The sequence below is a fragment of the Pseudomonas sp. SMV7 genome (assembly GCF_052041995.1).
Lineage (GTDB): Bacteria > Pseudomonadota > Gammaproteobacteria > Pseudomonadales > Pseudomonadaceae > Aquipseudomonas.
The window spans coordinates 196,295-220,190 of sequence record NZ_JBKGGT010000004.1 but is presented as its reverse complement, the minus strand read 5'-3'; the positions used below and the strand labels follow the sequence as shown (position 1 = coordinate 220,190).

At 64.4% G+C, this 23,896-nt stretch carries 23 protein-coding genes; 13 read left to right on the top strand and 10 right to left on the bottom strand.

Annotated elements, in window-relative coordinates; genetic code table 11:
• Positions 1 to 5: 5 nt before the first annotated feature.
• On the bottom strand, positions 6 to 833 hold the full coding sequence (gene fdhD / locus ACLEJP_RS07285; protein WP_225780023.1) for a formate dehydrogenase accessory sulfurtransferase FdhD: 828 nt from the start codon (positions 831 to 833) through the stop codon (positions 6 to 8).
• Between the two features lie 189 nt (positions 834 to 1,022).
• On the opposite strand from fdhD, the gene lysM reads away from it, so the two are divergent.
• Positions 1,023 to 1,463, top strand: coding sequence for a peptidoglycan-binding protein LysM (gene lysM, locus ACLEJP_RS07280; protein ID WP_440805149.1), 441 nt, complete (start codon positions 1,023 to 1,025; stop codon positions 1,461 to 1,463).
• Positions 1,464 to 1,513: 50 nt separating this feature from the next.
• Here lysM and yrfG read toward each other — a convergent pair whose 3' ends face one another.
• Positions 1,514 to 2,176, bottom strand: a complete 663-nt coding sequence (gene yrfG / locus ACLEJP_RS07275) for a GMP/IMP nucleotidase (RefSeq protein ID WP_170027829.1) — start codon at positions 2,174 to 2,176, stop codon at positions 1,514 to 1,516.
• A 64-nt stretch (positions 2,177 to 2,240) separates the two neighbouring features.
• Between yrfG and nudE the strand changes: the two genes are divergently transcribed.
• Complete coding sequence (gene nudE / locus ACLEJP_RS07270) at positions 2,241 to 2,807, top strand: ADP compounds hydrolase NudE (protein ID WP_015268611.1); 567 nt, start codon at positions 2,241 to 2,243, stop codon at positions 2,805 to 2,807.
• A complete protein-coding gene (gene cysQ / locus ACLEJP_RS07265; protein ID WP_440805147.1) occupies positions 2,804 to 3,622 on the top strand; it encodes a 3'(2'),5'-bisphosphate nucleotidase CysQ in 819 nt (272 codons plus the stop codon). The genes nudE and cysQ overlap by 4 nt, the downstream gene beginning before the upstream one ends.
• Before the next feature lie 29 nt (positions 3,623 to 3,651).
• Here cysQ and ACLEJP_RS07260 read toward each other — a convergent pair whose 3' ends face one another.
• From ACLEJP_RS07260 to rfbC, 4 genes are read right to left on the bottom strand one after another with little or no spacing between them, the layout of a single operon-like run.
• Positions 3,652 to 4,107 carry a thioesterase domain-containing protein gene (locus tag ACLEJP_RS07260; protein WP_440805146.1) on the bottom strand — a complete coding sequence of 152 codons (456 nt, stop codon included), beginning with the start codon at positions 4,105 to 4,107 and terminating at the stop codon, positions 3,652 to 3,654.
• Complete coding sequence (locus ACLEJP_RS07255; protein WP_440805144.1) at positions 4,107 to 5,513, bottom strand: sigma-54-dependent transcriptional regulator; 1,407 nt, start codon at positions 5,511 to 5,513, stop codon at positions 4,107 to 4,109. The genes ACLEJP_RS07260 and ACLEJP_RS07255 overlap by 1 nt, the downstream gene beginning before the upstream one ends.
• Positions 5,510 to 7,324 (bottom strand): sensor histidine kinase, encoded by a 1,815-nt coding sequence (locus tag ACLEJP_RS07250; protein WP_440805143.1) that lies wholly within the window; start codon positions 7,322 to 7,324, stop codon positions 5,510 to 5,512. The genes ACLEJP_RS07255 and ACLEJP_RS07250 overlap by 4 nt, the downstream gene beginning before the upstream one ends.
• 42 nt (positions 7,325 to 7,366) lie before the next feature.
• Entirely contained in the window at positions 7,367 to 7,912 is a 546-nt protein-coding gene (gene rfbC / locus ACLEJP_RS07245; RefSeq protein ID WP_440805142.1) for a dTDP-4-dehydrorhamnose 3,5-epimerase, read from the bottom strand.
• A 272-nt stretch (positions 7,913 to 8,184) separates the two neighbouring features.
• On the opposite strand from rfbC, the gene aguA reads away from it, so the two are divergent.
• On the top strand, positions 8,185 to 9,291 hold the full coding sequence (gene aguA, locus ACLEJP_RS07240; protein WP_440805141.1) for an agmatine deiminase: 1,107 nt from the start codon (positions 8,185 to 8,187) through the stop codon (positions 9,289 to 9,291).
• 199 nt (positions 9,292 to 9,490) lie between these two features.
• Entirely contained in the window at positions 9,491 to 9,688 is a 198-nt protein-coding gene (locus tag ACLEJP_RS07235; protein ID WP_085625975.1) for a hypothetical protein, read from the top strand.
• Positions 9,689 to 9,752: 64 nt separating this feature from the next.
• Here the strand turns inward: ACLEJP_RS07235 and ACLEJP_RS07230 are convergent, their stop codons facing one another.
• Complete coding sequence (locus tag ACLEJP_RS07230; RefSeq protein ID WP_440805139.1) at positions 9,753 to 11,792, bottom strand: TonB-dependent receptor; 2,040 nt, start codon at positions 11,790 to 11,792, stop codon at positions 9,753 to 9,755.
• 490 nt (positions 11,793 to 12,282) lie between these two features.
• On the opposite strand from ACLEJP_RS07230, the gene ACLEJP_RS07225 reads away from it, so the two are divergent.
• On the top strand, positions 12,283 to 13,602 hold the full coding sequence (locus ACLEJP_RS07225; RefSeq protein ID WP_085625974.1) for an OprD family porin: 1,320 nt from the start codon (positions 12,283 to 12,285) through the stop codon (positions 13,600 to 13,602).
• 113 nt (positions 13,603 to 13,715) lie between these two features.
• Here the strand turns inward: ACLEJP_RS07225 and ACLEJP_RS07220 are convergent, their stop codons facing one another.
• The gene (locus ACLEJP_RS07220) at positions 13,716 to 13,922 is read right to left on the bottom strand and encodes a DUF3079 domain-containing protein (RefSeq protein WP_440805137.1); all 207 of its coding nucleotides are present in this window, start codon (positions 13,920 to 13,922) and stop codon (positions 13,716 to 13,718) included.
• A 172-nt stretch (positions 13,923 to 14,094) separates the two neighbouring features.
• On the opposite strand from ACLEJP_RS07220, the gene moaB reads away from it, so the two are divergent.
• Genes moaB through ubiT form a run of 5 tightly spaced genes read left to right on the top strand, consistent with a single transcriptional unit; the run spans position 14,095 to position 18,268 of the window.
• Positions 14,095 to 14,649: a molybdenum cofactor biosynthesis protein B gene (moaB, locus tag ACLEJP_RS07215; protein ID WP_440805136.1), complete on the top strand. Its 555-nt coding sequence runs from the start codon at positions 14,095 to 14,097 to the stop codon at positions 14,647 to 14,649.
• Positions 14,646 to 15,878, top strand: coding sequence for a molybdopterin molybdotransferase MoeA (locus ACLEJP_RS07210; protein WP_440805134.1), 1,233 nt, complete (start codon positions 14,646 to 14,648; stop codon positions 15,876 to 15,878). Before moaB ends, ACLEJP_RS07210 begins: the two co-directional genes overlap by 4 nt.
• Positions 15,879 to 15,904: 26 nt before the next feature.
• Complete coding sequence (ubiU, locus tag ACLEJP_RS07205; protein WP_440805133.1) at positions 15,905 to 16,900, top strand: ubiquinone anaerobic biosynthesis protein UbiU; 996 nt, start codon at positions 15,905 to 15,907, stop codon at positions 16,898 to 16,900.
• A 7-nt stretch (positions 16,901 to 16,907) separates the two neighbouring features.
• Positions 16,908 to 17,795 (top strand): U32 family peptidase, encoded by an 888-nt coding sequence (locus ACLEJP_RS07200; RefSeq protein WP_440805131.1) that lies wholly within the window; start codon positions 16,908 to 16,910, stop codon positions 17,793 to 17,795.
• A complete protein-coding gene (gene ubiT, locus ACLEJP_RS07195) occupies positions 17,792 to 18,268 on the top strand; it encodes a ubiquinone anaerobic biosynthesis accessory factor UbiT (RefSeq protein WP_440805129.1) in 477 nt (158 codons plus the stop codon). Before ACLEJP_RS07200 ends, ubiT begins: the two co-directional genes overlap by 4 nt.
• A 222-nt stretch (positions 18,269 to 18,490) precedes the next feature.
• On the opposite strand, the gene narL is transcribed toward ubiT, so the two are convergent.
• Complete coding sequence (narL, locus tag ACLEJP_RS07190; RefSeq protein ID WP_440805128.1) at positions 18,491 to 19,129, bottom strand: two-component system response regulator NarL; 639 nt, start codon at positions 19,127 to 19,129, stop codon at positions 18,491 to 18,493.
• Positions 19,126 to 20,931 carry a HAMP domain-containing protein gene (locus ACLEJP_RS07185; protein WP_440805126.1) on the bottom strand — a complete coding sequence of 602 codons (1,806 nt, stop codon included), beginning with the start codon at positions 20,929 to 20,931 and terminating at the stop codon, positions 19,126 to 19,128. The genes narL and ACLEJP_RS07185 overlap by 4 nt, the downstream gene beginning before the upstream one ends.
• A 234-nt stretch (positions 20,932 to 21,165) precedes the next feature.
• On the opposite strand from ACLEJP_RS07185, the gene ACLEJP_RS07180 reads away from it, so the two are divergent.
• Both ACLEJP_RS07180 and ACLEJP_RS07175 read left to right on the top strand, forming a co-directional pair.
• A complete protein-coding gene (locus ACLEJP_RS07180) occupies positions 21,166 to 22,410 on the top strand; it encodes an MFS transporter (protein WP_440805125.1) in 1,245 nt (414 codons plus the stop codon).
• 19 nt (positions 22,411 to 22,429) lie between these two features.
• Entirely contained in the window at positions 22,430 to 23,845 is a 1,416-nt protein-coding gene (locus tag ACLEJP_RS07175) for a NarK family nitrate/nitrite MFS transporter (RefSeq protein ID WP_440805123.1), read from the top strand.
• The last annotated feature ends 51 nt before the right edge of the window (positions 23,846 to 23,896 follow it).

Here is a 23,896-nt window from a genome sequence, read left to right as displayed (position 1 = left end):
GACTGTTACGACTCCGCCACGGGGCTGTAGACCCGCGGTGCGCTGTGCTTGGGCAGATGGATGAGGTTGAGGTTGTGCTTGCGTGCCCATTGCAGGGCAAGCCCGGTCGGCGCTGACAGGCTGACCAGCGTCTGGATACCGGCACGCAGCACCTTCTGGATCAGCTCGAGGCTGCAGCGGCTGGTGACGATGGCCAGGCCACCGTGACTGTCGATGCCCTGACGCAACAGGGCGCCAATCAGCTTGTCGAGGGCGTTGTGCCGGCCAATGTCTTCGCGGCCGAGCAGCAATTCGCCGTGGCGATCCATGAACAGCGCCGCATGTACCGCGCCGCAGTGCTGGCCAAGGGGCTGGAAGGCATCGATGCGTTCACGCAGCCCGGCCAGCCAGTGCGCGGGCGGCAAGGGGGCACCAGGCAGCTCGGCCAGCTCTGGCAATGCCTGCTCCAGCGCTTCGACGCCGCACAAGCCGCAACCACTGGTACCGGCCAGCTGGCGGCGCTGGTTTTTCAGGTTCCAGAACGCACGGCTGGAAATCTCCAGGTCGGCATACATCGCCGAGCCACTGCCGGAGAGCTTCAAGTCGTAGATTTCCGCAGTGCCTTCGACAATGCCGCTGCCAACACTGAAGCCGACCGCGAAGTCTTCCAGGTCGGTGGGGCTGACCAGCATCACCGCCTGGTTCAGGCCGTTGTAGGCGATGGCCAGGGCCACTTCTTCGGCCAGGGGGGTGCTGTCGCGTCTGGCGTCGTTGAGCTGGACGTAATCGTAGGTGTTGCTGGCTGCGGGCATGGACAAGGGCGAGGCCGCGCAGAGCGGAGGCTTGCTTTTCATCGGGGCGGGCTGTTCACCGGAGCTATCGGCAGCTTTCTGATAGCACAAGCCTAGGCGTGCGGGCCGGCGGCGTCTAATCGCTAGGGTCTATGCCTTGATAGAGCGCGTCGATGGGGTACGCAGGCATGGTCGGCGGAGTTTCGCCTAGACTTCACTGTCCAACGGTTTCACGTCAACAAGGAGAGTGTCATGAGTCTGTTCAGTTTCGTGAAAGAAGCAGGGGAAAAGTTGATCGATCTGCTGACCCCGGGGAATGCCAATGCCGAAGAACAGCTGAAGAAGCACGTGGAGAGTGTCGGCCTGGGTAACCCGAACATCAGTGCCACGGTCGAGGGCGACAAGATCATCCTCAAGGGCGAGGTAGCCAGCCAGGAGGAAAAGGAAAAGATCATCCTGGCGGCAGGCAACATCAGCGGTGTGGCCAGTGTGGAAGACCAGATCACCGTGACCGGGCCGGTGGCCCAGGCGGCGAAGTTCGTGACCGTGGAAAAGGGCGACACGCTGAGTGCGATTTCGAAGAAGGTGTACGGCGACCCCAACAAGTACCAGAAGATCTTCGAGGCCAACAAACCGATGCTCAAGCACCCGGACAAGATTTACCCGGGGCAGGTGCTGCGTATTCCTGACTGAGCTCTACAGCCGGTAGCGGCCTCTTCGCGGGCATACCTGCGAAGAGGCCCTCACAGGCCTGCCAGCAGCTCCCGGTAATCCTCGACTGCGGCAAACTCTTCGGTATCCCGTGGCCCCGCCTGGCTATCGGGCTGGCGTACCGCCAGCAGATGCCCCACGCCAAAGCGCCGCGCACTGCGCAGGATAGCCAGGGTGTCATCAATGAACAGGCTGCGTTCCGGCGCAAAGCCGATATCCGCCTGCAAGGCATCCCAGAACTGCGGGCTCTCCTTCGGGTAGCCATAATCATGCGAGCTGATCAGCCGCTCGAAATACGGCGCCAGCTCCACCCGCTCCAGCTTCAGCGACAGGGAATCCCGGTGCGCATTGGTGATCATCACCACGCGCTTGCCGGCCTGACGAATGGCCGCCAGGAACGTGTCGGCATCCGGGCGCAGGGCGATCAGGTCGGCGATTTCCCGTTTCAGCTCGCGAATCGGCAGGCGCAGTTCGCGGCTCCAGAAGTCCAGGCAATACCAGTTCAGCGTACCGGCGTTACGCTCGAACAGCGGCTGCAGTTCCATTTCCGCCATGGCTCGGCTCACCCCGTGCAGCTCGGCATAGCGCTGGGGCAGATGGTCCAGCCAGAAGCGGTTGTCGTAATGCAGGTCGAGCAGGGTGCCGTCCATGTCCAGCAGGACCGTATCGATGGCAGACCAGGGAAGAACAGGCATGGGAAATTCTCGTTCAGTCGGCAAGCCACGGTATAGTAACCCGTTCACGCCAAGGAGCCGCCCCATGCGCCAGAAACCCACTGTCCTCAGCCGCGAAATCGTCGCCAGCAGCCGCCTGTTTCGCGTCGAAGCCGTGCAATTGCGTTTCAGCAACGGCAACGAGCGCACCTACGAGCGCCTGGTGGGGCGCGGCAATGGCTACGGCGCGGTAATGATCGTGGCCATGCTCGACGCCGAGCACGCCGTGCTGGTGGAAGAATACTGTGGCGGCACCGATGAATATGAGCTGTCGTTGCCCAAGGGCCTGATCGAGCCGGGCGAGGACGTGCTGGCGGCCGCCGACCGGGAGCTCAAGGAAGAGGCCGGTTTCGGTGCGCGCCAACTGGAGCACCTGACCGAGCTGTCGCTGTCGCCCGGCTACATGAGCCAGAAGATCCAGGTGGTGCTGGCCAGCGACCTGTACGAGGAGCGCCTGGAGGGCGACGAGCCGGAGCCGATGCGGGTCGACAAGGTCAACCTGCGCGAGCTGTCGGCCTTGGCCATGCACCCGCAGTTCACCGAAGGCCGTGCCCTGGCAGCGCTGTACCTGGCCCGTGACCTGCTGATCCAGCGGGGGCTGCTGGAAGCATGAACGACCTGCAACTGATGCACGAAGTGGTCAAGCTGGCGCTGAAGGCCGGCGAGGCGATCCTGCCGTTCTGGCGTTCCGATGTGGCCGTGACCAGCAAGGCTGACGATTCGCCGGTGACCGCCGCCGACCTGGCGGCGCACCGGGTGCTCGCCGATGGCCTGCTGGCGCTGGCGCCGCAGATTCCGCTGCTGTCCGAAGAAGACTGCAATATCCCCTTGGCCGAGCGCCAGCGCTGGCAGCGCTGGTGGCTGGTCGACCCGCTGGATGGCACCAAGGAGTTCATTGCCGGTAGCGAGGAATTCACCGTCAACATTGCCCTGGTGGAAAACGGCGAGGTGGTGTTTGGTGTGGTCTCGATGCCAACCAACCGGCGCTGCTACTTCGGTGGCCGTGGGCTGGGCGCCTGGCGTGCGCAAGCCGGGGAAGCCGCTGAGCCAATCCAGGTACGCAATGCACCGCCGCTGGGGGAGCGCTTTACCGTGGTCGCCAGCCGTCGGCATTCCAGCCCCGAGCAGGAAGCGCTGTTGGCCGGGCTGGGCGCTGCGCTGGGTGAGCTGGAGCTGGCCAACATCGGCAGTTCATTGAAGTTCTGCCTGTTGGCGGAAGGTAGCGCCGATTGCTATCCGCGCCTGGCGCCGACTTCGCAGTGGGACACGGCGGCGGCCCAGGGGGTGGTGGAAGGCGCCGGGGGTGAGGTGATCGGGCTGGATGGCCTGCCGTTCCGCTACCCGCCACGGGAGTCGTTGCTCAACCCGCACTTCCTGGCGTTGCCGGCCAATGCGCACTGGCGGCAGGCTTTCCTGAGCCTGATCTGACCGCCGCACAAGGTCGCACCTGCAGGGTTTCAGCGGTGCAGGACGTACTGCCCGCTGAATCTTACCGCCGGCTCATCACAACCGGCGTTGCTCACCGTGGTCTCCAGCGTAAGCCGTGCCCGCCCGCGCCGCTGGTACAGCGTGACGAAGCGTTCCCAGGTTTTCTCGTCCGGTGCTGCGCAACGTGCCACGGCCGCCCCGGTAACCGGCAAGGGGTAACTGATCTGCCCTTCCTGGATGACGATGTGCCCGTCATCGATACCCAGCTCGCGCAGGCGCAGGTGCAGCCAGCCCCAGCCCACCAATACGGCCGCGCAGTACAGGCTGCCACCGAACATGGTGCTCTTGTGGTTGACGTTGGCCGCCAATGGCAATTGCAGGCGCAGGGTTCGCTGCTGCCAGTCGAGCACTTCCAGGCCCATTTCGCGGGTGAGCGGGATGTCGCCGTGCAGCACGGCCTGTAGGTACTGGCTATCGCTATTCATCAACGGTGGTCCTCGAGATCGTCATGCCCGCCGCTGCCACCGTCAAAGCTCAAGCCATGCTTGCGCAACTTGTCGTGCAGGGTCTTGCGGGGGATGCCCAGCGCTTCGGCCAGGCTGCGCATGGAGCTGTGTGGCTGGGCCAGTTCGGCGGCGATCAGCGAGCGCTCGAACTGCTCGACCTGCTCGCTGAGGTTGCCGCCCAGCATGGGCGCCGCGGGTTTCGCGGCAGGCGGTGCCTGGCCATCCAGGGCCAGTTCCAGGCCGAGGGCGAAACGTTCGGCGGCGTTCTGCAGTTCGCGCACATTACCCGGCCAGTCGTGGCGCAGCAGCATGGCGCGCTGGGCCGGCTGCAGGCTATGCGGGGGCAGGCCGTGGCGCTGGCTGGCGGCATCGGCGAAGTGCTGGAACAGTACCAGAATGTCATCGCCGCGTTCGCGCAGCGGGGGAATACGTAGCGGCGCCACGTTCAGGCGGTAATACAGGTCGGCGCGGAAGCGCCCTTGGTCCGCGGACTGGCGCAGGTCTTCCTTGGTCGCGGCGATGATGCGGATGTCCAGCGGGATCAGCTGGTTGCCACCCAGGCGTTCGACCACCCGTTCCTGCAGCAGGCGCAGCAGTTTCACCTGCACGTCCAGGCTCATGCTCTCGATCTCGTCGAGGAACAGCGTGCCGCCGTTGGCAAATTCGAACTTGCCGATACGGCGCTTCTGCGCACCGGTGAAGGCACCGGGCTCATGGCCGAACAGCTCGCTTTCGACCACCGACTCGGCCAGGGCGCCGGCATTGATCGCCACGAACGGGCCATCGCGGCGGCTGGACAGGTCGTGCAGGGCGCGAGCCACTACCTCCTTGCCCGCGCCGGTCTCGCCCAGGATCAGCACGTCGGCGCGGGTGCCAGCCAGGGCGCCGATCTGCTCGCGCAGGCGCTGCATGGCCGGGGACTGGCCCACCAGGCGGGTGGCCAGTTGCTGGCGGTCGCTCAGGGCCAGGCGCAGGCTGCGGTTGTCCAGCACCAGGCGGCGCAGGGCCAAGGCGCGGCGCACGCTGTCGAGCAGCGCGTCGCTGGCAAAGGGCTTTTCCAGGAAGTCGTAGGCACCGGCGCGCATCGCCTGCACCGCCAGCGGCACGTCGCCGTGGCCGGTGATCAGCAGCACCGGCAGTTCGTTGTCGCGGCCATGCAGCTGTTCCAGCAACTGCAAGCCATCGATACCGGGCATGCGGATGTCGCTGACCACCACCCCAGGCCAGTCGGCTTCGATGCGCTCGGCCAGGCCCTGGGCATCGGCCAGCGCGACCACCTTGAGCCCGGCCAGGTCCAGGGTCTGGCTCAGGGCCTGGCGCAGGTGCGGATCGTCGTCGACCAGGATGACCTGGGCTTGGCTGTCGATGAATGTCTCGGTGGTCATGCCGAGGGGTCCTCCGAATTGGGCAAGGTAGCGCCAGGCGCGGCCACACGCAGCTGCAAGGTCAGCAGTGCGCCCCCTTCCGGGTGGTTGGCCAGCAGCAGTTCACCGCCCAGGGTTCGCATCAGGCTTTCGCAGATGGCCAGGCCCAGGCCAAGGCCCTGGGTGCGGGTCTTGGTGGTGAAGAATGGCTCCTTGGCGTGCTCCAGGGCCTGGCGGCTGAAGCCGGGGCCGTTGTCGCGAATGTACAGGTAGACGCAGTCGTCGCGCTGTTCGGCACTTAGCCACAGGCGACGGGGGTTGGCCTTTTCGGTCAGGGCGTCGAGGGCATTGGCCAACAGGTTGCCGAGCACCTGGCGCAGTCGGGTCTCGCCGGCCTGTACCCACAAGGTGGCTTCCGGCAGGTCGCGAATCAGCTCCACGGCCATGGCGCGCCGACGCTTGGCCAGCAGCGCGAGGGCATCGTCCAGGGCCGGCTGCAGGGCCACGCTCTCCGGGGCGTGGCGGTCACGACGGGCGAAGGCGCGCAAGTGAGCGATGATCGAGGCCATGCGCCCGGTCAGCTCGCCGATCAGCTTGAGGTTGCCGCGGGCATCTTCGATGCGCTGGTGGTCGAGCAGGATCTCGGCGTTTTCCGCGTAGCTGCGGATGGCCGCCAGCGGCTGGTTGAGTTCGTGGCTGATGCTGGCCGACATGGTGCCGAGCACCGAGAGCTTGCCGGCCTGCACCAGTTCGTCCTGGGCGCGCACCGCCTCCTGCTGGGCGTTCTCGCGCTCCAGCACGGCACGCTTGAGGCGGGTGTTCAGGCCTTCAAGGTCGGCGGTGCGCTCGGCCACGCGTTTTTCCAGTTCCTGCCGGCCACGGGCCTCGAAGTCGATACGGTCGATGTAGTGGCGGCGCCGTTGCATCACCAGGCCGGCCAGCAGCACCAGCACCAGCAAGGTGCCGGCACCGATGGCCATCACCGTTTGCGCCGAGCGGTCGACCAGCATGCGCGGGGCAAGAATGCTCACCTGCCAGCCGGTTTCCTTGATCTCGCGGGTCTGGGTGATCCACGCATCCGGGTTGAGCACCAGCGGTTGCGGGGCCTGGGTCGGGTAGGGCTGGATGGCGATGATGGCCTGGCGCTCGGCCTCGCTCAGCGGGCGCGTGGCGCGGAAGCGCCAGTCCGGCCGTGAGGTGAGGATGACCACGCCGTTGTGGTCTGTCAGCAGCAGTTGCTCGGGGGTACGGCCCCACAGCGTTTCGGTGTGATCGAGGTCGACCTTGACCACCAGCACGCCAACGATCCGCTCACGGTCACGTACCGCGGCGGCGAAGAAGTAGCCGCGCTTGGCCGATGTGGTGCCCTGGCCGAAGAAGCGCCCCAGGCGGCCGGCCATGGCTTCATTGAAGTAGGGGCGGAAGGCGAAGTTGCGGCCGACGAAGCTGTCGCGTTTGTCCCAGTTGGAGGCGGCCAGGGTATTGCCGCTGACGTCCATCAGGTACATCACTTCGGCGCCGGTCTGCTCGACGATGCCTTTGAGCAGGCGGTTGGCGTTGGTCACCGCCTCCAGGCGCAACGGGTCGGCCAGCACGCTACGCAGCGCCGGCAGGTCGCCGAGGATCTGCGGCAAGGTTTCGTAGCGGTGCAGGGTTCCGAGCAGGTTGGCCACGTACAGGTCGAGGGTCTGACGGTTCTGCGAGGCCAGCTCTTGCTGGTAATAACGTTCGGCCAGGTGATGCAGTGGCCACAGTAGCGGGACCAGGCACAGGGCCAGCAGGGCCAGGCTGCGCCAGCGGGGACGGCGTGGGGGCGTGGGTTTTGCGATCATCACGTAAAGGCGCCAGAAAAGTCTGACGCAATTATGCGCTAGTTAAGGCAGCAGTTCCGCCTCTGCCCATGGCTGGCCGACCTTGTCCTTGTCGGAGAGTATTGGTGGCTGGGTCAACCGCCAGTCGATCGCCAGGTCTGGGTCATCCCAGCGGATGCAGCGCTCGGCGGCCGGGTTGTAGTAGTCGGTGGTCTTGTACAGGAACTCGGCGGCGTCGCTCATCACTGCGAAGCCATGGGCAAAGCCGGGTGGAATCCACAGTTGGCGATGGTTGTCGGCCGAGAGGTCCACCGCGACCCACTGGCCGAAGGTGGGCGAGCGCTTGCGCACATCCACGGCAACGTCACGGATTTCTCCCTGCACCACGCGCACCAGCTTGCCCTGGGTGTTTTCCACCTGGTAATGCAGGCCACGCAGCACGCCTTTGATGGAGCGCGAATGGTTGTCCTGGACGAACGCCGTGGTCACTCCGGCCAGCCGGGCGAACTCACGGGCATTGAATGCTTCGAAGAAGAAACCACGGCTGTCACCGAAAACCTTCGGCTCGATGATCAGCACTTCGGTGATGGCGGTCGGGATGATATTCATGTTGGATCGCTGGCCGGTTTGCCTACGTATTGACGCTAGCCGTTGTTGCCGGTTTTGTCCGCCCGGCGTGGCAAGGGTTCAGCAGGGGCGAGCTAGGGTAGATATCCGGTCCGTTCGGGCTGATGGCAGGTCGTCTGTCGATTGTTATCGGTTTAGCAGCGCTTCATGCCAATTGTTTTCGGATTGACGGGCTTCAAATGCCGATATATATCGGTTATAAATGCACAAACGCCCCAGCACAGTCCGGCTCAGGGCCCCCACAGAGGTCAACCATGAAAACCCTCAACTCCACCCCCCGTGCCGATGGTTTCCACATGCCCGCCGAGTGGGCCCCGCAAACCCAGGTGTGGATGGTCTGGCCCGAGCGCCCGGACAACTGGCGCCTGGGCGGCAAGCCGGCGCAGGCTGCCCATGTGACCCTGGCCAAGGCCATCGCCCGTTTCGAGCCGGTAACCGTCGCGGTTTCCGCTGGCCAGTACGAAAACGCCCGTCGCCAACTCGACCAGCCGAACATCCGTGTGGTCGAAATCAGCAACGATGACGCCTGGGTGCGCGACACCGGCCCGACCTTCGTCATCAACGACCAGGGCGAAGTGCGCGGGGTGGACTGGGGCTTCAATGCCTGGGGCGGCTTCGATGGCGGCCTGTATGCGCCGTGGAACCGCGACGAGGAACTGGCGGCCAAGGTGCTGGAAATGGAGCGCTGCCAGCGCTACCACACCGAAGGCTTCGTGCTCGAAGGCGGTTCGATCCATGTCGACGGTGAAGGCACCGTGATCACCACCGAGGAATGCCTGCTCAACCGCAACCGCAACCCGCACCTGAGCCGCGAGCAGATCGAAGCGGTACTGCGCGACCATCTGGCGGTGGATACCGTGGTCTGGCTGCCGGATGGCCTGTACAACGACGAGACTGATGGCCACGTCGACAACTTCTGCTGTTACGTGCGCCCGGGCGAAGTGTTACTGGCCTGGACCGATGATTCCAACGACCCCAACTACGCGCGCTGCCACGCGGCCCTGGAGGTGCTGAAGAACACCCGCGACGCCAAGGGCCGTGAGTTCATCGTGCACAAGATGCCGATCCCGGGCCCGCTGTTCGCCACCGCTGAAGAGTGCGCCGGTGTCGACCACGTGGCCGGCAGCCAGGAGCGTGACCCGTCGGTGCGCCTGGCCGGTTCGTACGTCAACTTCCTGATCGTCAACGGTGGCATCATTGCGCCAAGCTTCGACGACCCGGCGGATTCCGAGGCCAGGGCGATCCTGGAGAAGATTTTCCCCGACCATGAAGTGGTGATGATCCCCGGTCGTGAACTGTTGCTGGGGGGTGGCAATATCCACTGCCTGACCCAGCAGCAGCCGGCGCCGGTCAAGCGTTGACCGCACCGTGAAAGAAGAGGCCCGTCACCTGACGGGCCTTTTTTATTTCCAGGCGATGTCCGGTGGGCCGTGCTGGCATATGTTTTGTATTGATTTCAAAGGGATAGCCAGATCGGATAGCTCGGCCAGGCCGCGCGATCAGATCTGTAACAATACATAAGTAAATTTGCCGTCCACGGGCCAGGGAGTACGTGTAGAAATGAACGCAGCAAGTGAGTCGGCTTTGCGCCCATCGGCAGTGAATCACCAGTCGCTCAAGCTTGTGGCGAAGTGGTTGAAACACCATGGAAGCATCAGGGTCAGGACGACCGACCCACGACGTCTGCTTGCCGGACGATATCCCCAAGGGCTGATCAGCGAAGCAGAAATGCAGGCGCTGATGGCGGTGTGGCACTGATTGATTGAACCGGTGCTGGCCCTTCGCGGCTGAAGCCGTGAGGGGCCGGTACATTCGCCAGGTATCAGAAGCTGTAGCTGCCAGTCACCACCAGGCTGCGCGGGTCACCCACCTGGATCTGCGCCGCACTGGTTGCCGAGCTGTAGTAGGTCTTGTCGGCAATGTTGCTCAGCGCCGCTCGCACATCCCAGTCCTGCGCGCGGTACCCCGCCAATGCATCCCAACGGCCATAACCCGGTAATACCGTGGTGTTCTGGTTATCGGCATAACGCTCGCCCACCAGCGTCAGGCCAGTCTCGGCGTACCAGCCGAGTTGCGGCTTCCAGGTGATGAACAGGCTGCCATTGCGCTTGGCCACGTCATTGATGCGGTTGCCTTGCTGGCCGTTGTTGTCCTTGACGATGGTCGCATCCTGCAGACCGATGCCGCCGCGCACATACCAGTTGCCCATAATGTTACCGGTGGCGGTCAGCTCGATACCGCGCGAACGCTGCAGGCCGCTGAGCAGGATGTTTTCCGGTACCAGCGGATCGCGGGTACGGCGGTTGTACAACTCCAGCTCGTAAATGGCCAGCGTGGTGGTCAGGCGCTGGTCAAGCCAGTCGCTCTTCACGCCGATTTCTTTCTGCCGGGTTTCTTCTGGCTTGGTGTCGTTGGTGTTGCCCTTCGCCTGCGGGGTGATGCCGATCAGGCCGCCACCAACTGGCGAAAAGGTCTTGCTCCACGAGGCATAGAACGAATGGTCGCGCCACGGTGTGTAGACCACACCCAGGCGTGGGCTGGTGCTGTTGCTGTCCTGTGATTCGCGGCGTCCATCCTTGTCCGTGGTCTGCACTTCGAACTGGTCGAAGCGTACACCGGCAAGCACCTGCCACTGATCGTTCAGGCGGATCTGGTCCTGCAGGTAAAGGCCGCGGCTATCGACCACGGTGTGATTGTCACTCCATAGCGCCAGGTTGCCACCGAGCTGCTGGTCGGGCGCTTTATACAGCACGGGGTCACGCTTCTGGTTGCCGATCTCCAGGCCCAGCAACAGCTTGTGCTCCAGGCCCAGAGTGTCGAAATCACCTTCGGCCTCCAGGTTGTTGAACAGGTTGCGGGTGTTCAGGTCTTGCTGCCAGCGCTGGCGGGTCAGGGTGTCGGTGCTGGCGTTGTAGTGGGTGACGTAGGTGTTGTCGAACTCGCTGTCGAGCTTGAACAGGCCCAGGGTATGGCGCAATTGCCAGGTTTCGTTCAGCTGGTAGTTCAGGCGCGAGCGCAGCGACTGGGCGTGGTCGTCAATGTAGTCGCGCGGGTCGCCGTAGGTAGTGCTGCGGCTGACGTTGGCCGGGCGACCGTTGGCCCCGGGGATACCGCGGTCCGGGGTGCGGTTGTAGCGGCTGTATTCATACTGCACCAGCCAGTTCAGGTCAGGGTTGACCTGCCAACTGAGCGACGGTGCGAACAGTTGGCGGCTGCCGTGGACGCCGTCGCGGAAACTGTTGTTGTCCTGGTTGCCCATGTTCAGGCGCAGGCTCACGGTGTCGCTGGGGTCGGCACTGAGGTCGGCATACAGGCTGCGCAGGTCTTCGCTGCCGGCCTGTGCCTCGAGGGTCGAGCGGCGGCCGGGCTCCGGCGCCTTGCTGACCCGGTTGACGATACCGCCCTGGCTCCCACGGCCATACAGTACCGCCGCCGGCCCCTTGAGCACTTCGACACGCTCGATGTTATGCAGGTCGCGGATGTACTGGCTGTCGTCGCGAATGCCGTCCAGGTAGAAATCGTTGCTGGCCTCGAAGCCGCGAATACGCACGCTGTCGAAACGGGTATCCGCGCCACTGCTGACGTTCGGGATGCCTTCCAGCGCCTTGCCCAGCGTATTGCTGCCGTAATCCAGCACATTGGCAGTCTTCACCGTGTCGATAGCCTGCGGCACATAGCGCAGCGGCGTCGCGGTGCGGGTCGCCGTGCTTACCTCGCGGACCTGCGGGTTGTCCTTGTCGCGCTCGCTGTCGGCAGTAACCGAGAGTTCCGGCAGGGTGGTAGTGGCAGCGCTGGCCAGGCCGGCGCTGAACAGCAACGACAGGCCAAAGGGCAGGGGGGAGAGACGGCAGGGTACAAGCATGGGCACATCCGGATCGAGCAAGTGAAAAAGAAGTGCGGATGGTAATGCTTGCCATTTGCTATTGCATGGCTATTTGAAATGACTTGTTTCTACATGTGTGTCTGTTTGTAAAAATCCATCATATCGGGTTGCTCGCTGGCAGCAGCGTTTGCCCTGCCGCGCAGGAAATTATCCGTTCGGTCAGAAAGCCAATTCCGCCCAGGATAAATTGCCCGCTGATAGCGCAGCCCTTTATGGAAATGCACTGAAGTAGCCGCCGATTTTGGTTATATCAACCTTCATTTCACGATTTTTTGACATTTGTAAACGCGCACGGCTAGGATTCGGCCAACGCCTGCTGGCCACCCTCGTGGCCACGCAGCTGCCAGAGCCGCCGGGTGATAACCGGCAGGCCTTCCAGTCTGGATCCGCATAGCGTCGAACCTACGAAGGGGCGTTGGTTCCTGGCGTCATTTGCAGAGCGTTTTTGATTAGGAACAAGGAAAACAACATGTTGAAAACCAGGATCAGCCTGGTCGCCCTGGCGATGATCGCCGCGACCCAGGCACAGGCCAATGACCAGGCCGATAGCAAGGGCTTCATCGAGGACAGCCACGCCAACGTCCTGCTGCGCAACGCCTACATCAATCGTGACAAGAAGCACGGCACCGACGACCAGATCGAATGGGGCCAGGGCGTCATCGCCAACTTCTCCTCCGGCTTCACCCAGGGCACCGTCGGTGTCGGCGTCGACGCATTCGGCCTGTACGCCGTGCGTCTGGACGGCGGCAAGGGCCACAACGGTGGCGCTGGTGTCGACTTCTTCAAGCCTTCGGACTTCAAGGACGAGAACGGCAACGCCAACTCGCCGCACAACCTCGCCCGTGGTGGCGCTGCAGTGAAATTCCGCATCTCCAACACCGTGCTCAAGTACGGTGACCAGATGCCGGCACTGCCAGTGCTGCAGTACGACGACGCCCGCCTGCTGCCAGAAAGCTTCACCGGTACCCTGATCACCTCCAAGGAAATCCAGGGCCTGGAACTGAACGCCGGCCGCTTCACCCAGGAAGCGCGCAAGAGCGCCGAGCGCCGTGACGGTGGTGGCCTGAAGTCGATCAACGTGCTCGGTGGCAGCTACAAGTTCACCGACAACTTCACCGCTTCGCTGTACACCGCCGACAACGAAGACGTGATGAAGAAGCACTACCTGGGCCTGAACTACGTCTTCCCGATCGCCAGCGACCAGTCCCTGACCCTGGACTTCAACGGCTACAAGTCGGACATCGACAACAAGTTCGTCAAGAGCGCAGAGCTGAACGGCGACTCCAACACCATCTGGAGCCTGGCCGCCACCTACGCCTACGGTGCGCACTCGTTCACCATCGCCCACCAGCGCAGCACCGGCAGCACTGGCTACAACTACGGCTGGTACCAGAACGCCGGTGGCGTGGGTGACGGTGGTTCGACCATCTACCTGGCCAACTCGTACTGGTCCGACTTCAACGCCGAAGACGAGCGTTCCTGGCAGCTGGGCTACGGCCTGGACTTCGGTGCCTACGGCATTCCGGGCCTGACCTACAAGCTGGCCTACGTGGTGGGTGACAACATCAATACCCGCAACGTCGCCAACCCGCAGGGCTTCGGCGAAGGTAAAGAGCGCGAGATCTTCAACCAGATCCGTTACGTGGTGCAGGACGGCCCGGCCAAGGACCTGTCGATCAAGCTGCGTAGCTCGTTCGTGCGTACCAACAACGCCGTGCAGCAGAACGGTTACAACGACGACGGTAACGAAGTCCGCGTATTCGTCGAGTACCCGATCAGCATCTTCTGATCCTGATCTGATCGGACAAGGGGCTGCTTTGCAGCCCATCGCGACACAAGGCGGCGCTCACAGGTACCCGGCAGGCTTCAGGCCTTGTCAGGTACCTGTGGGGGCCGGCCCTTTCACCTGGGCCCTGCCTCTTGCTCCGGGTCGAGCGGCTTCTCCAGCCGGTCCTCGAAACTGTCCCAATCCTCGCCAAACAGTTCCGCCGGGTGCATGGTCCGGCTCGCGCCATTGCCACAGGCCAGCGCCTTCGCCGGGCAGTACAGGTCGCACCCCCAACAGATGCGTTCGGGGTGGCTGGGGTTTACAGGAAATTTCTTCGCCATGGTGTGCTTCCCTCTGGGGGTGCCTGCCCTGAGCGTACGTCTCATGCCTGGCCCAGGGTTGATCGAAATCAAGCATTGCTGCATCTACCCCGGGTGGTACCTCCTTCGAGGAATGGGCGTGGCGCTGTGTCAGGCCCAGGCTGCGCGCTGACATTCCGATGAGGGCGCCGTCATGGCTCACCTTGCACTCAGCGAGTTCCAGGCACTGCGCATCGCCGTGCTGACCATCAGTGACACCCGCACCCTGGCCACCGATGGCTCAGGGCAGACGTTGGTCGATGGCCTGCAGGAGGCTGGCCATGTCCTGCAGGACCGGGCCCTGGTGCCCGACGATATCTGGCAGATCCGCGCGCGGGTTTGCGCCTGGGTGGCCGACCCGATGGTGCAGGTGGTGCTGCTGACCGGTGGTACCGGTTTTACCCCGCGCGACAATACTCCCCAGGCCGTCGAGCCGTTGCTCGACAAGACCGTGGAAGGTTTCGGCGAACTGTTCCGGCAGATCTCGCTGGAAGAAATCGGTACCTCGACCCTGCAGTCCCGTGCCCTGGCCGGGCTGAGCAACGGCACACTGGTGTGTTGCCTGCCGGGCTCCCCGGGTGCCTGCCGCACAGGCTGGAACGAGATCCTGCGCAAGCAGCTCGACTGCCGTACCAAGCCGTGCAATTTCGTCCCGCACCTGAAGCTGCTGCCCGAACAACCCATGACCGCCTGCGGGAGCCGCTCATGAACGATTATATGTGTGGCCACGACAACCTGCGCCCGGTCGACCAGGCCATCGCCGAACTGCTGGAGCAGGCCCCACGGCCGCCGGCGGTGGAGCGCTTGGCGCTGGACATGGCGCTGGGCATGATCCTCGGCGACGATATTCGCGCCCCGCGCCCGGGCCCGGCCTGGGACAACAGCGCGATGGATGGCTACGCCCTGCGCGCTGCCGATCTGCCTGCCGAGGGCGGCCTGCTGCCACTGGCCGGGCGTATCGCTGCAGGTGATGCGGCGCTTGAAGCGCTGCCGGCGGGCCACGCGGTGCGTATTTTCACCGGCGCGCCGCTGCCCGCCGGCGCCGATAGCGTGGTCCCGCAAGAGCAGGCCAGGCTGATGGATGACGGCGTGTGGCTACCAGCCTGCTGGCCAGGTGACCACGTGCGCCGTTGCGGCGAAGAATTCCGTCAGGGGGCTTGCCTGCTCGAGGCCGGGCAACGGCTGCGTGCTGCCGAGCTGGGGCTGCTGGCCAGCCAGGGCATCGCCTCTGTCGCGGTGTACCGGCCATTGCGCGTGGGCTTGCTGAGCACCGGTGATGAACTGTGCGCACCAGGTGATGCGCTGCGCCCCGGGCAGATCTATGACGCCAACAGCCATAGCCTGGCGGCGGCATTGCGTGGCTGGCAGCTGGAGGTCGGCGACCTCGGGCGGCTGCCGGACGATGCGCGTGCCTGCCGCGAAGCGCTGGGCAAGGCCGCCACTGACTGGGACGTGATCATTACCTCTGGTGGCGTCTCGGTGGGCGAAGAAGACCACCTCAAGCATGCCGTACAGGCGCTGGGTGAGCTGCGCCTGTGGCGCTTGGCCATTCAGCCGGGCAAGCCGTTTGCCTTCGGCCGCATCGGCAACACCCCGTGGCTGGGCCTGCCGGGCAACCCGGTCGCCGCACTGCTGTGCCTGCAGGTGGTGGCCAGGCCGTTCCTGTTGCGGGCGCAGGGCCGCCGCGAGGTGCTGCCCCGCGCCATGCCGGTCATGGCCGGGTTCGATTGGCCCCGCTCCAGTCTGCGCCGCCAATACCTGCGCGCCTGGCTGACTTCGACACCGGCTGGTTTGCGCGTGATTCCGCATGCCTGGCAAGGCTCGGCAATGCTCAGCGGCATGTGCAGCGCCGAAGGCCTGGCGGTGATCGAGGCCCATCGCACGTTGCGCGTCGGCGAGACCGTCGACTTCATCAGTTTCGACACCCTGGCGGCCTGAGCCGCCCCGCTACGAGAGGGAGCATCATGCACCTGGTATGTCCGGCAGGCAGCCTGCCCGCCCTCAAGGCTGCCCTGCAGCAGGGGGCCGACGCGATCTACGTGGGTTTCCGCGATGACACCAACGCGCGCCACTTCACCGGCCTGAACCTGGATGAGCGGCAACTGGAAATTGGCCTGGCGCTGATCCGCGAGAAAGGCCGGCAACTCTACGTGGCCGTGAACACCTACGGCCAGGCCCAGGGCTGGTCACGCTGGCAGCGCGCCGTGGACCAGGCCGCAGACCTCGGCGTAGATGCGCTGATCGCCGCTGACCCGGGTGTGCTGGCCTACGCCAGCCGGCGTCATCCGGCGCTCAACCTGCACCTTTCGGTGCAGGGCTCTGCCACCAACCCTGCGGCACTGACGTTCTATCAGCAGCGCTACGGCATCCGCCGTGCCGTATTGCCCAGGGTGCTGTCGCTGGCCCAGGTGCGCCAGGTGGCGCAGCGCAGCGAGGTGCCACTGGAAGTGTTCGCCTTCGGCAGCCTGTGCATCATGGCTGAGGGGCGCTGTCATTTGTCTTCCTATGTCACCGGCGAGTCGCCGAACCTGTGCGGGGTGTGCTCGCCAGCCAAGGCGGTCCGCTGGAGCGAGGATGCCGAGGGGCTGAGTGCGCGCCTGGGTGGGGTATTGATCGACCGCTATGCGCCGCACGAGCCGGCCGGCTACCCGACCTTGTGCAAAGGCCGTTTCGTGGTGGAGGGCCAGCGCTTTCATGCGCTGGAAGAGCCTGCCAGCCTGAATACCCTCGAGCTGATTCCGCAACTGGTGCAACTGGGCATTGCGGCAGTCAAGATCGAAGGCCGGCAACGCAGCCCGGCCTATGTCGAGCAGGTGACCCGGGTGTGGCGAGAAGCGCTCGACGCCCATGCCCGTGACGGCGACGGCTTCACCCTGCAACCGCGTTGGCAGAAGGTGCTGGCCAACTTGTCCGAAGGCAGCCAGACCACGCTGGGTGCCTTTCATCGTGCCTGGCAGTGAGGTGCCTATGAAGCTGAGTCTTGGGCCGGTGCTCTTTTACTGGAGCCGGGCGAAACTGCTGGCGTTCTATGAAGCGATGGCCGGTCAGCCACTAGATGTGATCTACCTGGGCGAAACCGTGTGCGCCAAGCGCCGGGCGTTGTCGCTGGACGACTGGCTTGGCCTGGCCCGCGAGTTGCGCGCCGCCACTGGCGCCGAACTGGTGCTGTCGGGGCTGGCGCTGGTAGAGGCCGCCTCGGAGCTGTCGAGCCTCAAGCGCCTGTGCGAGAACGGCGAACTGCTGGTAGAAGCCAACGACATGGGCGCGGTGCAGATGCTGGCCGAGCGCCGTCTGCCGTTTGTCGCCGGGCCGGCGCTGAACCTGTACAACCCCTACGCCTTGCAGGAGTTGACGGCGTGCGGGCTGCAGCGTTGGGTGCCGCCAGTGGAGTGTGCCGGGCGGCTGCTGCGGGATTGCCTGCTGCAGCTCGACACCCTGGGTATCGCACGGCCCGAGGTGGAGCTGTTCGCCTATGGTCACCTGCCTTTGGCCTATTCCGCGCGTTGTTTTACCGCCCGCGCGCAGAACCGGCCGAAGGACGACTGCCAGTTGTGTTGCCAGGCGTACGCGGATGGCCTGCCTATGTCGAGCCAGGAAGGCGAGGCCCTGTTTGTGCTCAACGGCATCCAGACGATGTCGGGCGAGGCCTGCAACCTGCTGAGCGACTATGCCGGTATTGTCGACAGTGGCGTGGACATTCTGCGCCTGAGCCCTCGCAGCGAAGGTATGCAGGCGGTCATCGCCGCCTATGACGCCGTCCGTGACGGTGCTGCGCCGCCTATCGCGACCGCTGGCTGCAACGGCTACTGGCACGATCGGCCGGGCATGTTGCGAATAGGGGAGGTACTGGCATGACGCGGTGGCTGGAATATGGCGAGCCCTTGCTCAAGCTGGGGCGGCATGTGCCCTTCGGCTGCCAGCGGATGCTGATTGAGAAGCTGGCGGCACGGCTGTTCGCCGAACCGTTGGCGCAGGGCACGTTTGCGGTGTTGCGCGGGCATTGGCTGCGCCTGCAGGTCAGCGACCTGGGGCTGGCCTGGTGCATCACCTGCGACGGCAGGCGCCTGCGGGTTGCCGCGCGGCGGGATGTGGACGTGACCATTCGTGGCAACTGGCGCGAGTTTCTGCTGCTGGCCAGCCGGCAGGAAGACCCGGATACCCTGTTCTTCCGGCGGCGGCTGGTGATCGAGGGTGATACCGAGTTGGGGCTGGCGGTGAAGAACCTGCTGGATGCCCTGGACCCGGAACAGATGCCGCCGATGGTGTGGCGGGTGGTCACAGGCCTGGGCGAGGCCGCCAGCACACAAGGCCGCACAGGTACGGTGTGAGCTCGCAGTCGGCTAGCACCTGTGGGAGCGATGGCACCGGCTGCGCCGGTGTTCGCAGCTAAAGCCGCTCCCACAGGCACAGCGTCAGCCGGGCTTGCGCCGTCTACTGTGGGAGCGGGCAAGCCCGCGAAGCAGCGGCGCGGTGGATGGCAGCGGCTGCGCCGGTGTTCGCGGCTAAAGCCACTCCCACAGGCCACCAACGCACAGATTGCAGCGCCCGGGCTAGCGCAGGTTTTCCAGGGCCCAGACGGCGGCTTCGACGCGCGAGCGCAAACCAAGCTTGTGCAGCAGATTCTTCACATGCACCTTCACCGTCCCTTCGGTAATTCCCAGCTTGTTGCCGATCATCTTGTTGCTCAAGCCCCCGGCAATCATCTTCAGCACCTGCCGCTCACGGTCGGTCAGGTCAAGCGAGCTGGCGCCATGTGAGGCTCGCAATGCCTGGGCCAGCACAGTGGTCAGCGCCGGGCTGACCACCAGGCTGCCAGCCAGCAGGTCGCGTATGCGTTCGATCAGCAGCTCTGGCTCCATGTCCTTCAGCAGGTAGCCGTTTGCGCCGAAACGCATGGCATCGCGCACATCCTGCTCGGCATCCGATACCGTGAACAGCAGAATGCGCCCCGCATAGCCCTGTTCGCGCAGGCGCTTGAGCGCCTCCACACCGTTGAGCTCGGGCATGTTGTTGTCCAGCACCACCAGGTCCGGCTGCAGCCGTTGCACCAGCTCGCAGGCCTCGACACCATTGTTCGCTTCGCCGACCACCACCAGGTCGCTTTCCAGCTCGATCAGCTGGCGCAACGCACGGCGCATCATCGGATGGTCATCGGCCAGCAGCAGGGTATAGGGGGCAGCAACGTTCATGTCTGCGTCTCGGTTTCAGGTTGGCGCAGGAAGCCCGGGGCGAAACGCAGCCTTACCTGGGTACCTTGAGGGGCGCGGGGTGCCAGGCTGAGCTGGCCGCCCAGGCTGCGGGCGCGCTCCTGCATGATGTTCAGGCCGTGGTGCTGGCGGCCGTCGTAATCGGGCTGAAGCCCGATGCCGTCATCCTCCACCAGCAGTTCGATCAGCTCGCCATCCTGGCGCAGGTACACCCAGGCCTCGCTGGCCTTGGCGTGGCGGGCACAATTGGACAGCGCTTCACGGGCAATCTGCAGCACATGGATCTGCTCGTTGGCACCCAGAGTGAATGCCAGCGGTTGCTGTTGCAGGCGTACGCGGAGGTTGCCGCGTTCGGCAAACTCGTGGGCGGTGTCTTCCAGTGCCTGCTCCAGCCCGCCGTCCTGAATCTGCAGGCGGAAGGTGGTCAGCAGCTCACGCAGTTGCCGGTAGCCATTGTTCAGGCCGTTGCGCAATTCGTCACTGACCGCCAACAGGGTTTCGGTATTTTCACCACGGCGAATCAGGGTTTGCAGACGGCTGACCTGCAGCTTCATGTACGACAGCGCCTGGGCCAGCGAGTCATGCAGTTCGCGGGCGATGGTGTTGCGCTCGTCGAGCAGCAACAGGCGGTTTTCCCGTTCGCGCTGGCGCTCCAGCGACAAGCTGGTGCCGATCAGGTCAGCCAGCGCCTGTATTAGCTCACGCTCCCAGGCGTGCGCCGCGTGCCCATCGAGAAAATACGCGCGCAAGTCGCCAAGCAGTACACCTTGCGAGCTGACTGGCAGGCTGAAGCGGTTGGCCAGGAACTGGCGCTGGCAACCCTGGCAATCGCCAGGGGCGCAGACCTCGCGCGTGCCGTCGTCGCCATGCAGGGCGATCAGCTGCGCATGGCCGGCCGCGCTTTCGCCATGCAGGCACAAGGACAGGCGCAAACCCGGCAAGCGTTGCTGGAAGCTGGCGATCAGCTCATCAAGGTGCTCGGCGCTGGTGGGCTGGGTGGCGATGCTGCGGCTGGCGTGGCACAGCAGGTCGAGGGCGGCGTTGCTCTGCTCCAGCTCTTGGGTTTTTTCCGCCACGCGCGAGGCCAGGGTGCGGTGTGACTGCTCGATGGCATCGGCCATGGAATTGAAACTGTCGGCCATCTGCCCCAGCTCGTCGCTGGAGCGATGGCGAATGCGCGCGTCGAGCTTGCCGGCGCGAAAGCGCTCGGTGGCGCGCACCAGTTCCTGTAAGGGGGCGATCACGCCGCTGTTCAATTCATACAGGCCGATCAGCAGGATGACGACCGTGATCAACAGCGCGGCGCCCTGGATGTTCTGTTGCCAGCCCTGGCGCCGCTCGCTCTGCTTCTGCAGCTGCAGGACGAAATCTTCGAGGTGGCCGACGAAGCGCTCGGCCTGTTGCTGAAACAGCTGTTTGTCATTGGCCTGCAAGGCCGGCAGCAGCTGGGTTTGCCAGTGCCCGAGCACTTGCGCGAAGGCTTTGCCAACCGGGCTGTGGTCGCCCTCATCGAGCATGTGCGCCAGGGTCGGGCTCTGCAGGCGTTGCTGCATGTCATCGCGCAGTTGTTCGAGCACCGCCGGGGCGGCGTTGGCTTCCAGCTGCCAGTCCAGGCGGTAGGTGGCCATACGCAAGGAACCGGCGGTGTTCATGGCGGCGGCATCGTTCTCGCTCACCCGGGCGATCATCACGGCGCTGAATGTGCTGGCCAGGCTGAGGGCGGCCAACAGAACCACTGCCAGCCCGGCACGGGCGGGCAACGAGCTTTTCAGCCAGCTCAACATGGTGCTACCTCCAAAGAATGCCGGTGTGTTTATCCGTTGTCAGAGGCTTCCTACAACATCGCTTAACTTATTGATACAAAAGGATTAATAGGCGTTTAAAAACACTACCACTTTGGTGGTAGCCGCTTACATGGTAGGTCAGCCGACCGCCTATGCACCTTGATGCAGGTCAATCGCGGCCGGCCGCCGTGCTTCTAGCCTGCGCCTGAAATGTCGCCCTGGAGAGCGTTCAACATGCAACGCAACGTACAACAGGGGCTGGTGCTCGGGATGAGTACGACCGCTTTCACCATCTGCTTCATGGTATGGATGATGTTCGCGGTGCTGGGTGTGCCTATCAAGGATCTGCTCGACCTCAACGAAACCCAGTTCGGCCTGCTGGCCGCGACCCCGGTGCTCAGCGGTTCGCTGGTGCGCCTGCCGTTGGGCATGCTCGGCGACCGCTTTGGCGGGCGCATCGTGTTTTTCCTGCTGATGCTGGTGTGCGTGCTGCCGATCTACCTGATCGGCGATGCCCACGAATATTGGCAGTTCCTGGTGCTGGGCCTGTTCGTCGGCCTGGCCGGCGGCTCGTTCTCGGTGGGTATCGCCTACGTCGCCAAATGGTTCGACGCCTCCCGTCAGGGCCTTGCCATGGGTATCTTCGGCGCCGGCAACGCGGGCTCGGCGCTGACCAAGTTCCTGGCCCCGGCGATCATCGCCGCCAGTACCTGGCAGATGGTACCGAAAGCGTTTTCGGCGATCCTGTTCGTCACCGCCGTGATGTTCTGGTTCTTCACCTATGACGACAAGTCCCACCGGGTGGCCGCCAGCGTCTCGCTGCGCGAGCAGCTCGCCACGCTGAAAGACCGGCGAGTATGGCGTTACTGCCAGTATTACTCGATCGTCTTTGGCGGCTATGTAGCCCTGGCCCTGTGGATGACCCAGTACTACGTCGGCGAATATGGTTTCAGCCTGCAGAACGCTGCCTTGCTCGCCGCCTGCTTCTCGCTGCCGGGCGGGGTACTGCGCGCGGTTGGTGGCTGGATGTCCGACCGCTGGGGCGCGCAGAGCGTGACCTGGTGGGTGATGTGGGTGAGCTGGGTGTGCCTGTTCCTGCTCTCATACCCGCAAACCGACATCACCCTGCAAACCGTCAATGGCCCGCGCAGCTTTCACATCGGCCTCAACGTCTGGGTGTTCACTGCGCTGATGTTCGTCGTCGGCGTGGCCTGGGCGTTCGGCAAGGCCTCGGTATTCAAGTACATCTCCAACGAATTCCCCGATCGCATGGGCGCGGTGTCCGGCATCGTCGGCCTGGCCGGTGGCCTGGGTGGTTTCGTGCTGCCGATCCTGTTCGGCGCGCTGGTCGACCTGACCGGCGTGCGCAGTTCCAGCTTCATGCTCCTGTACGGCGTCGTCTGGGTCTCGCTGATCTGGATGTACCTCAGCGAGGTGCGCCAGACAGCGGTGCTGGGCGCCAAGCATTCCGATTCCTGAACCCTTGAGGAGACTGACCATGTCGGCATCCAACAACCCCGCCCTGGGCCGCCAGGCCCGCCCCGGGCCGGTGATCGAAGACTGGCGCCCGGAAGACCCGCAGTTCTGGAACGCGACCGGCAAGGCCATCGCCAACCGCAACCTGTGGATTTCCATCGCTGCGCTGTTCCTGGCGTTTGCCTTGTGGATGGTGTGGAGCACGGTGATCGTACGCATGAACGCCGCAGGCTTTGCCTTCAGCACCGACCAGCTGTTCTGGCTGGCGGCGCTGCCGGGCCTGTCAGGCGCCGCCCTGCGGGTGTTCTACTCGTTCATCGTGCCGATATTCGGCGGCCGTCGCTGGACTGCCCTGAGTACCGCCTCGTTGCTGATCCCGGCGCTGTGGATGGGCATGGCATTGCAAGACCCCGATACGCCCTACAGTGTGTTCGTGATCATTGCCCTGCTGTGCGGCTTTGGCGGTGGCAATTTCGCCTCGTCGATGTCCAACATCAGTTTCTTTTTCCCCAAGGCCCAGCAGGGCACGGCCCTCGGCCTGAATGCCGGCCTGGGCAACCTGGGTGTATCGGGCATGCAGTTCCTGGTACCGATGGTGATCGGTGTCGGCCTGTTCGGCGCCGCCGGTGGCGAGCCCCGTGAGCTGGCCGACGGCAGCGCGATGTGGCTGCAGAACGCCGGCCTTGTGTGGGTGCCACTGGTTGCCCTGGTCACCCTGGCGGCCTGGTTCGGCATGAACGACCTCAAGTCTGCCAGCGCTTCGTTCAGCGAGCAGGCGGTGATCTTCAAGCGCAAGCACAACTGGCTGATGTGCTGGCTGTACCTGGCCACGTTCGGCTCGTTCATCGGTTTTGCCGCCGCCTTCCCGCTGCTGACCAAGACCTCGTTCCCGCAGGTGAATGCGCTGCAGTTCGCCTTCCTCGGTCCGCTGGTCGGCGCCCTGGCGCGGCCGCTGGGTGGCTGGGTCTCGGACAAGCTCGGCGGGGCCCGGGTAACCCTGTGGAACTTCGTGCTGATGATCGCCGCGGTGTTCGGCGTCATCGCCTTCCTGCCACGGGCCGGCGAGGCCGGGCACTTCTTCGGCTTCCTCAGCATGTTCATGGTGCTGTTCATTACCACCGGCGTCGGCAACGGCTCCACCTTCCGCATGATCCCGGTGATCTTCCGCACCCTGCACGAACGCGCCAGCGCTAAGGCCCAGCCGGCCGAGTGCGAGCGGGCGCTGCGCGAGGCGGGCAAGGAGTCGGCCGCGGTGCTGGGCTTCAGCTCGGCCGTGGGCGCCTTCGGCGGTTTCTTCATCCCCAAGAGCTTCGGCAGCTCCATCGCCCTGACCGGTGGCCCGGAAGCAGCGCTGTATGCGTTCGTCGCGTACTACGTCAGTTGCATCCTGGTGACCTGGTGGTGGTACGCGCGCAAAGGCGCGCAGACGCCCTGCTGACCGGGCCCGACGACTTGATTACGAGCGCGGGCAGCCGCGCTCAGCCTGAGA

Bases quoted from the DNA above. Each gene is read 5' to 3' on its own strand.
- ACLEJP_RS07250 (WP_440805143.1), bottom strand. From the start codon at position 7,324: ATGATCGCAAAACCCACGCCCCCACGCCGTCCCCGCTGGCGCAGCCTG.
- narL (WP_440805128.1), bottom strand. From the start codon at position 19,129: ATGAACGTTGCTGCCCCCTATACCCTGCTGCTGGCCGATGACCATCCG.
- cysQ (WP_440805147.1), top strand. From the start codon at position 2,804: ATGAACGACCTGCAACTGATGCACGAAGTGGTCAAGCTGGCGCTGAAG.
- ACLEJP_RS07200 (WP_440805131.1), top strand. From the start codon at position 16,908: ATGAAGCTGAGTCTTGGGCCGGTGCTCTTTTACTGGAGCCGGGCGAAA.
- ubiT (WP_440805129.1), top strand. From the start codon at position 17,792: ATGACGCGGTGGCTGGAATATGGCGAGCCCTTGCTCAAGCTGGGGCGG.
- lysM (WP_440805149.1), top strand. From the start codon at position 1,023: ATGAGTCTGTTCAGTTTCGTGAAAGAAGCAGGGGAAAAGTTGATCGAT.
- moaB (WP_440805136.1), top strand. From the start codon at position 14,095: ATGGCTCACCTTGCACTCAGCGAGTTCCAGGCACTGCGCATCGCCGTG.
- ACLEJP_RS07185 (WP_440805126.1), bottom strand. From the start codon at position 20,931: ATGTTGAGCTGGCTGAAAAGCTCGTTGCCCGCCCGTGCCGGGCTGGCA.
- ACLEJP_RS07220 (WP_440805137.1), bottom strand. From the start codon at position 13,922: ATGGCGAAGAAATTTCCTGTAAACCCCAGCCACCCCGAACGCATCTGT.
- ACLEJP_RS07260 (WP_440805146.1), bottom strand. From the start codon at position 4,107: ATGAATAGCGATAGCCAGTACCTACAGGCCGTGCTGCACGGCGACATC.
- fdhD (WP_225780023.1), bottom strand. From the start codon at position 833: ATGAAAAGCAAGCCTCCGCTCTGCGCGGCCTCGCCCTTGTCCATGCCC.
- nudE (WP_015268611.1), top strand. From the start codon at position 2,241: ATGCGCCAGAAACCCACTGTCCTCAGCCGCGAAATCGTCGCCAGCAGC.
- yrfG (WP_170027829.1), bottom strand. From the start codon at position 2,176: ATGCCTGTTCTTCCCTGGTCTGCCATCGATACGGTCCTGCTGGACATG.
- ACLEJP_RS07235 (WP_085625975.1), top strand. From the start codon at position 9,491: ATGAACGCAGCAAGTGAGTCGGCTTTGCGCCCATCGGCAGTGAATCAC.
- ubiU (WP_440805133.1), top strand. From the start codon at position 15,905: ATGCACCTGGTATGTCCGGCAGGCAGCCTGCCCGCCCTCAAGGCTGCC.
- rfbC (WP_440805142.1), bottom strand. From the start codon at position 7,912: ATGAATATCATCCCGACCGCCATCACCGAAGTGCTGATCATCGAGCCG.
- ACLEJP_RS07225 (WP_085625974.1), top strand. From the start codon at position 12,283: ATGTTGAAAACCAGGATCAGCCTGGTCGCCCTGGCGATGATCGCCGCG.
- ACLEJP_RS07230 (WP_440805139.1), bottom strand. From the start codon at position 11,792: ATGCTTGTACCCTGCCGTCTCTCCCCCCTGCCCTTTGGCCTGTCGTTG.
- ACLEJP_RS07180 (WP_440805125.1), top strand. From the start codon at position 21,166: ATGCAACGCAACGTACAACAGGGGCTGGTGCTCGGGATGAGTACGACC.
- ACLEJP_RS07175 (WP_440805123.1), top strand. From the start codon at position 22,430: ATGTCGGCATCCAACAACCCCGCCCTGGGCCGCCAGGCCCGCCCCGGG.
- ACLEJP_RS07255 (WP_440805144.1), bottom strand. From the start codon at position 5,513: ATGACCACCGAGACATTCATCGACAGCCAAGCCCAGGTCATCCTGGTC.
- aguA (WP_440805141.1), top strand. From the start codon at position 8,185: ATGAAAACCCTCAACTCCACCCCCCGTGCCGATGGTTTCCACATGCCC.
- ACLEJP_RS07210 (WP_440805134.1), top strand. From the start codon at position 14,646: ATGAACGATTATATGTGTGGCCACGACAACCTGCGCCCGGTCGACCAG.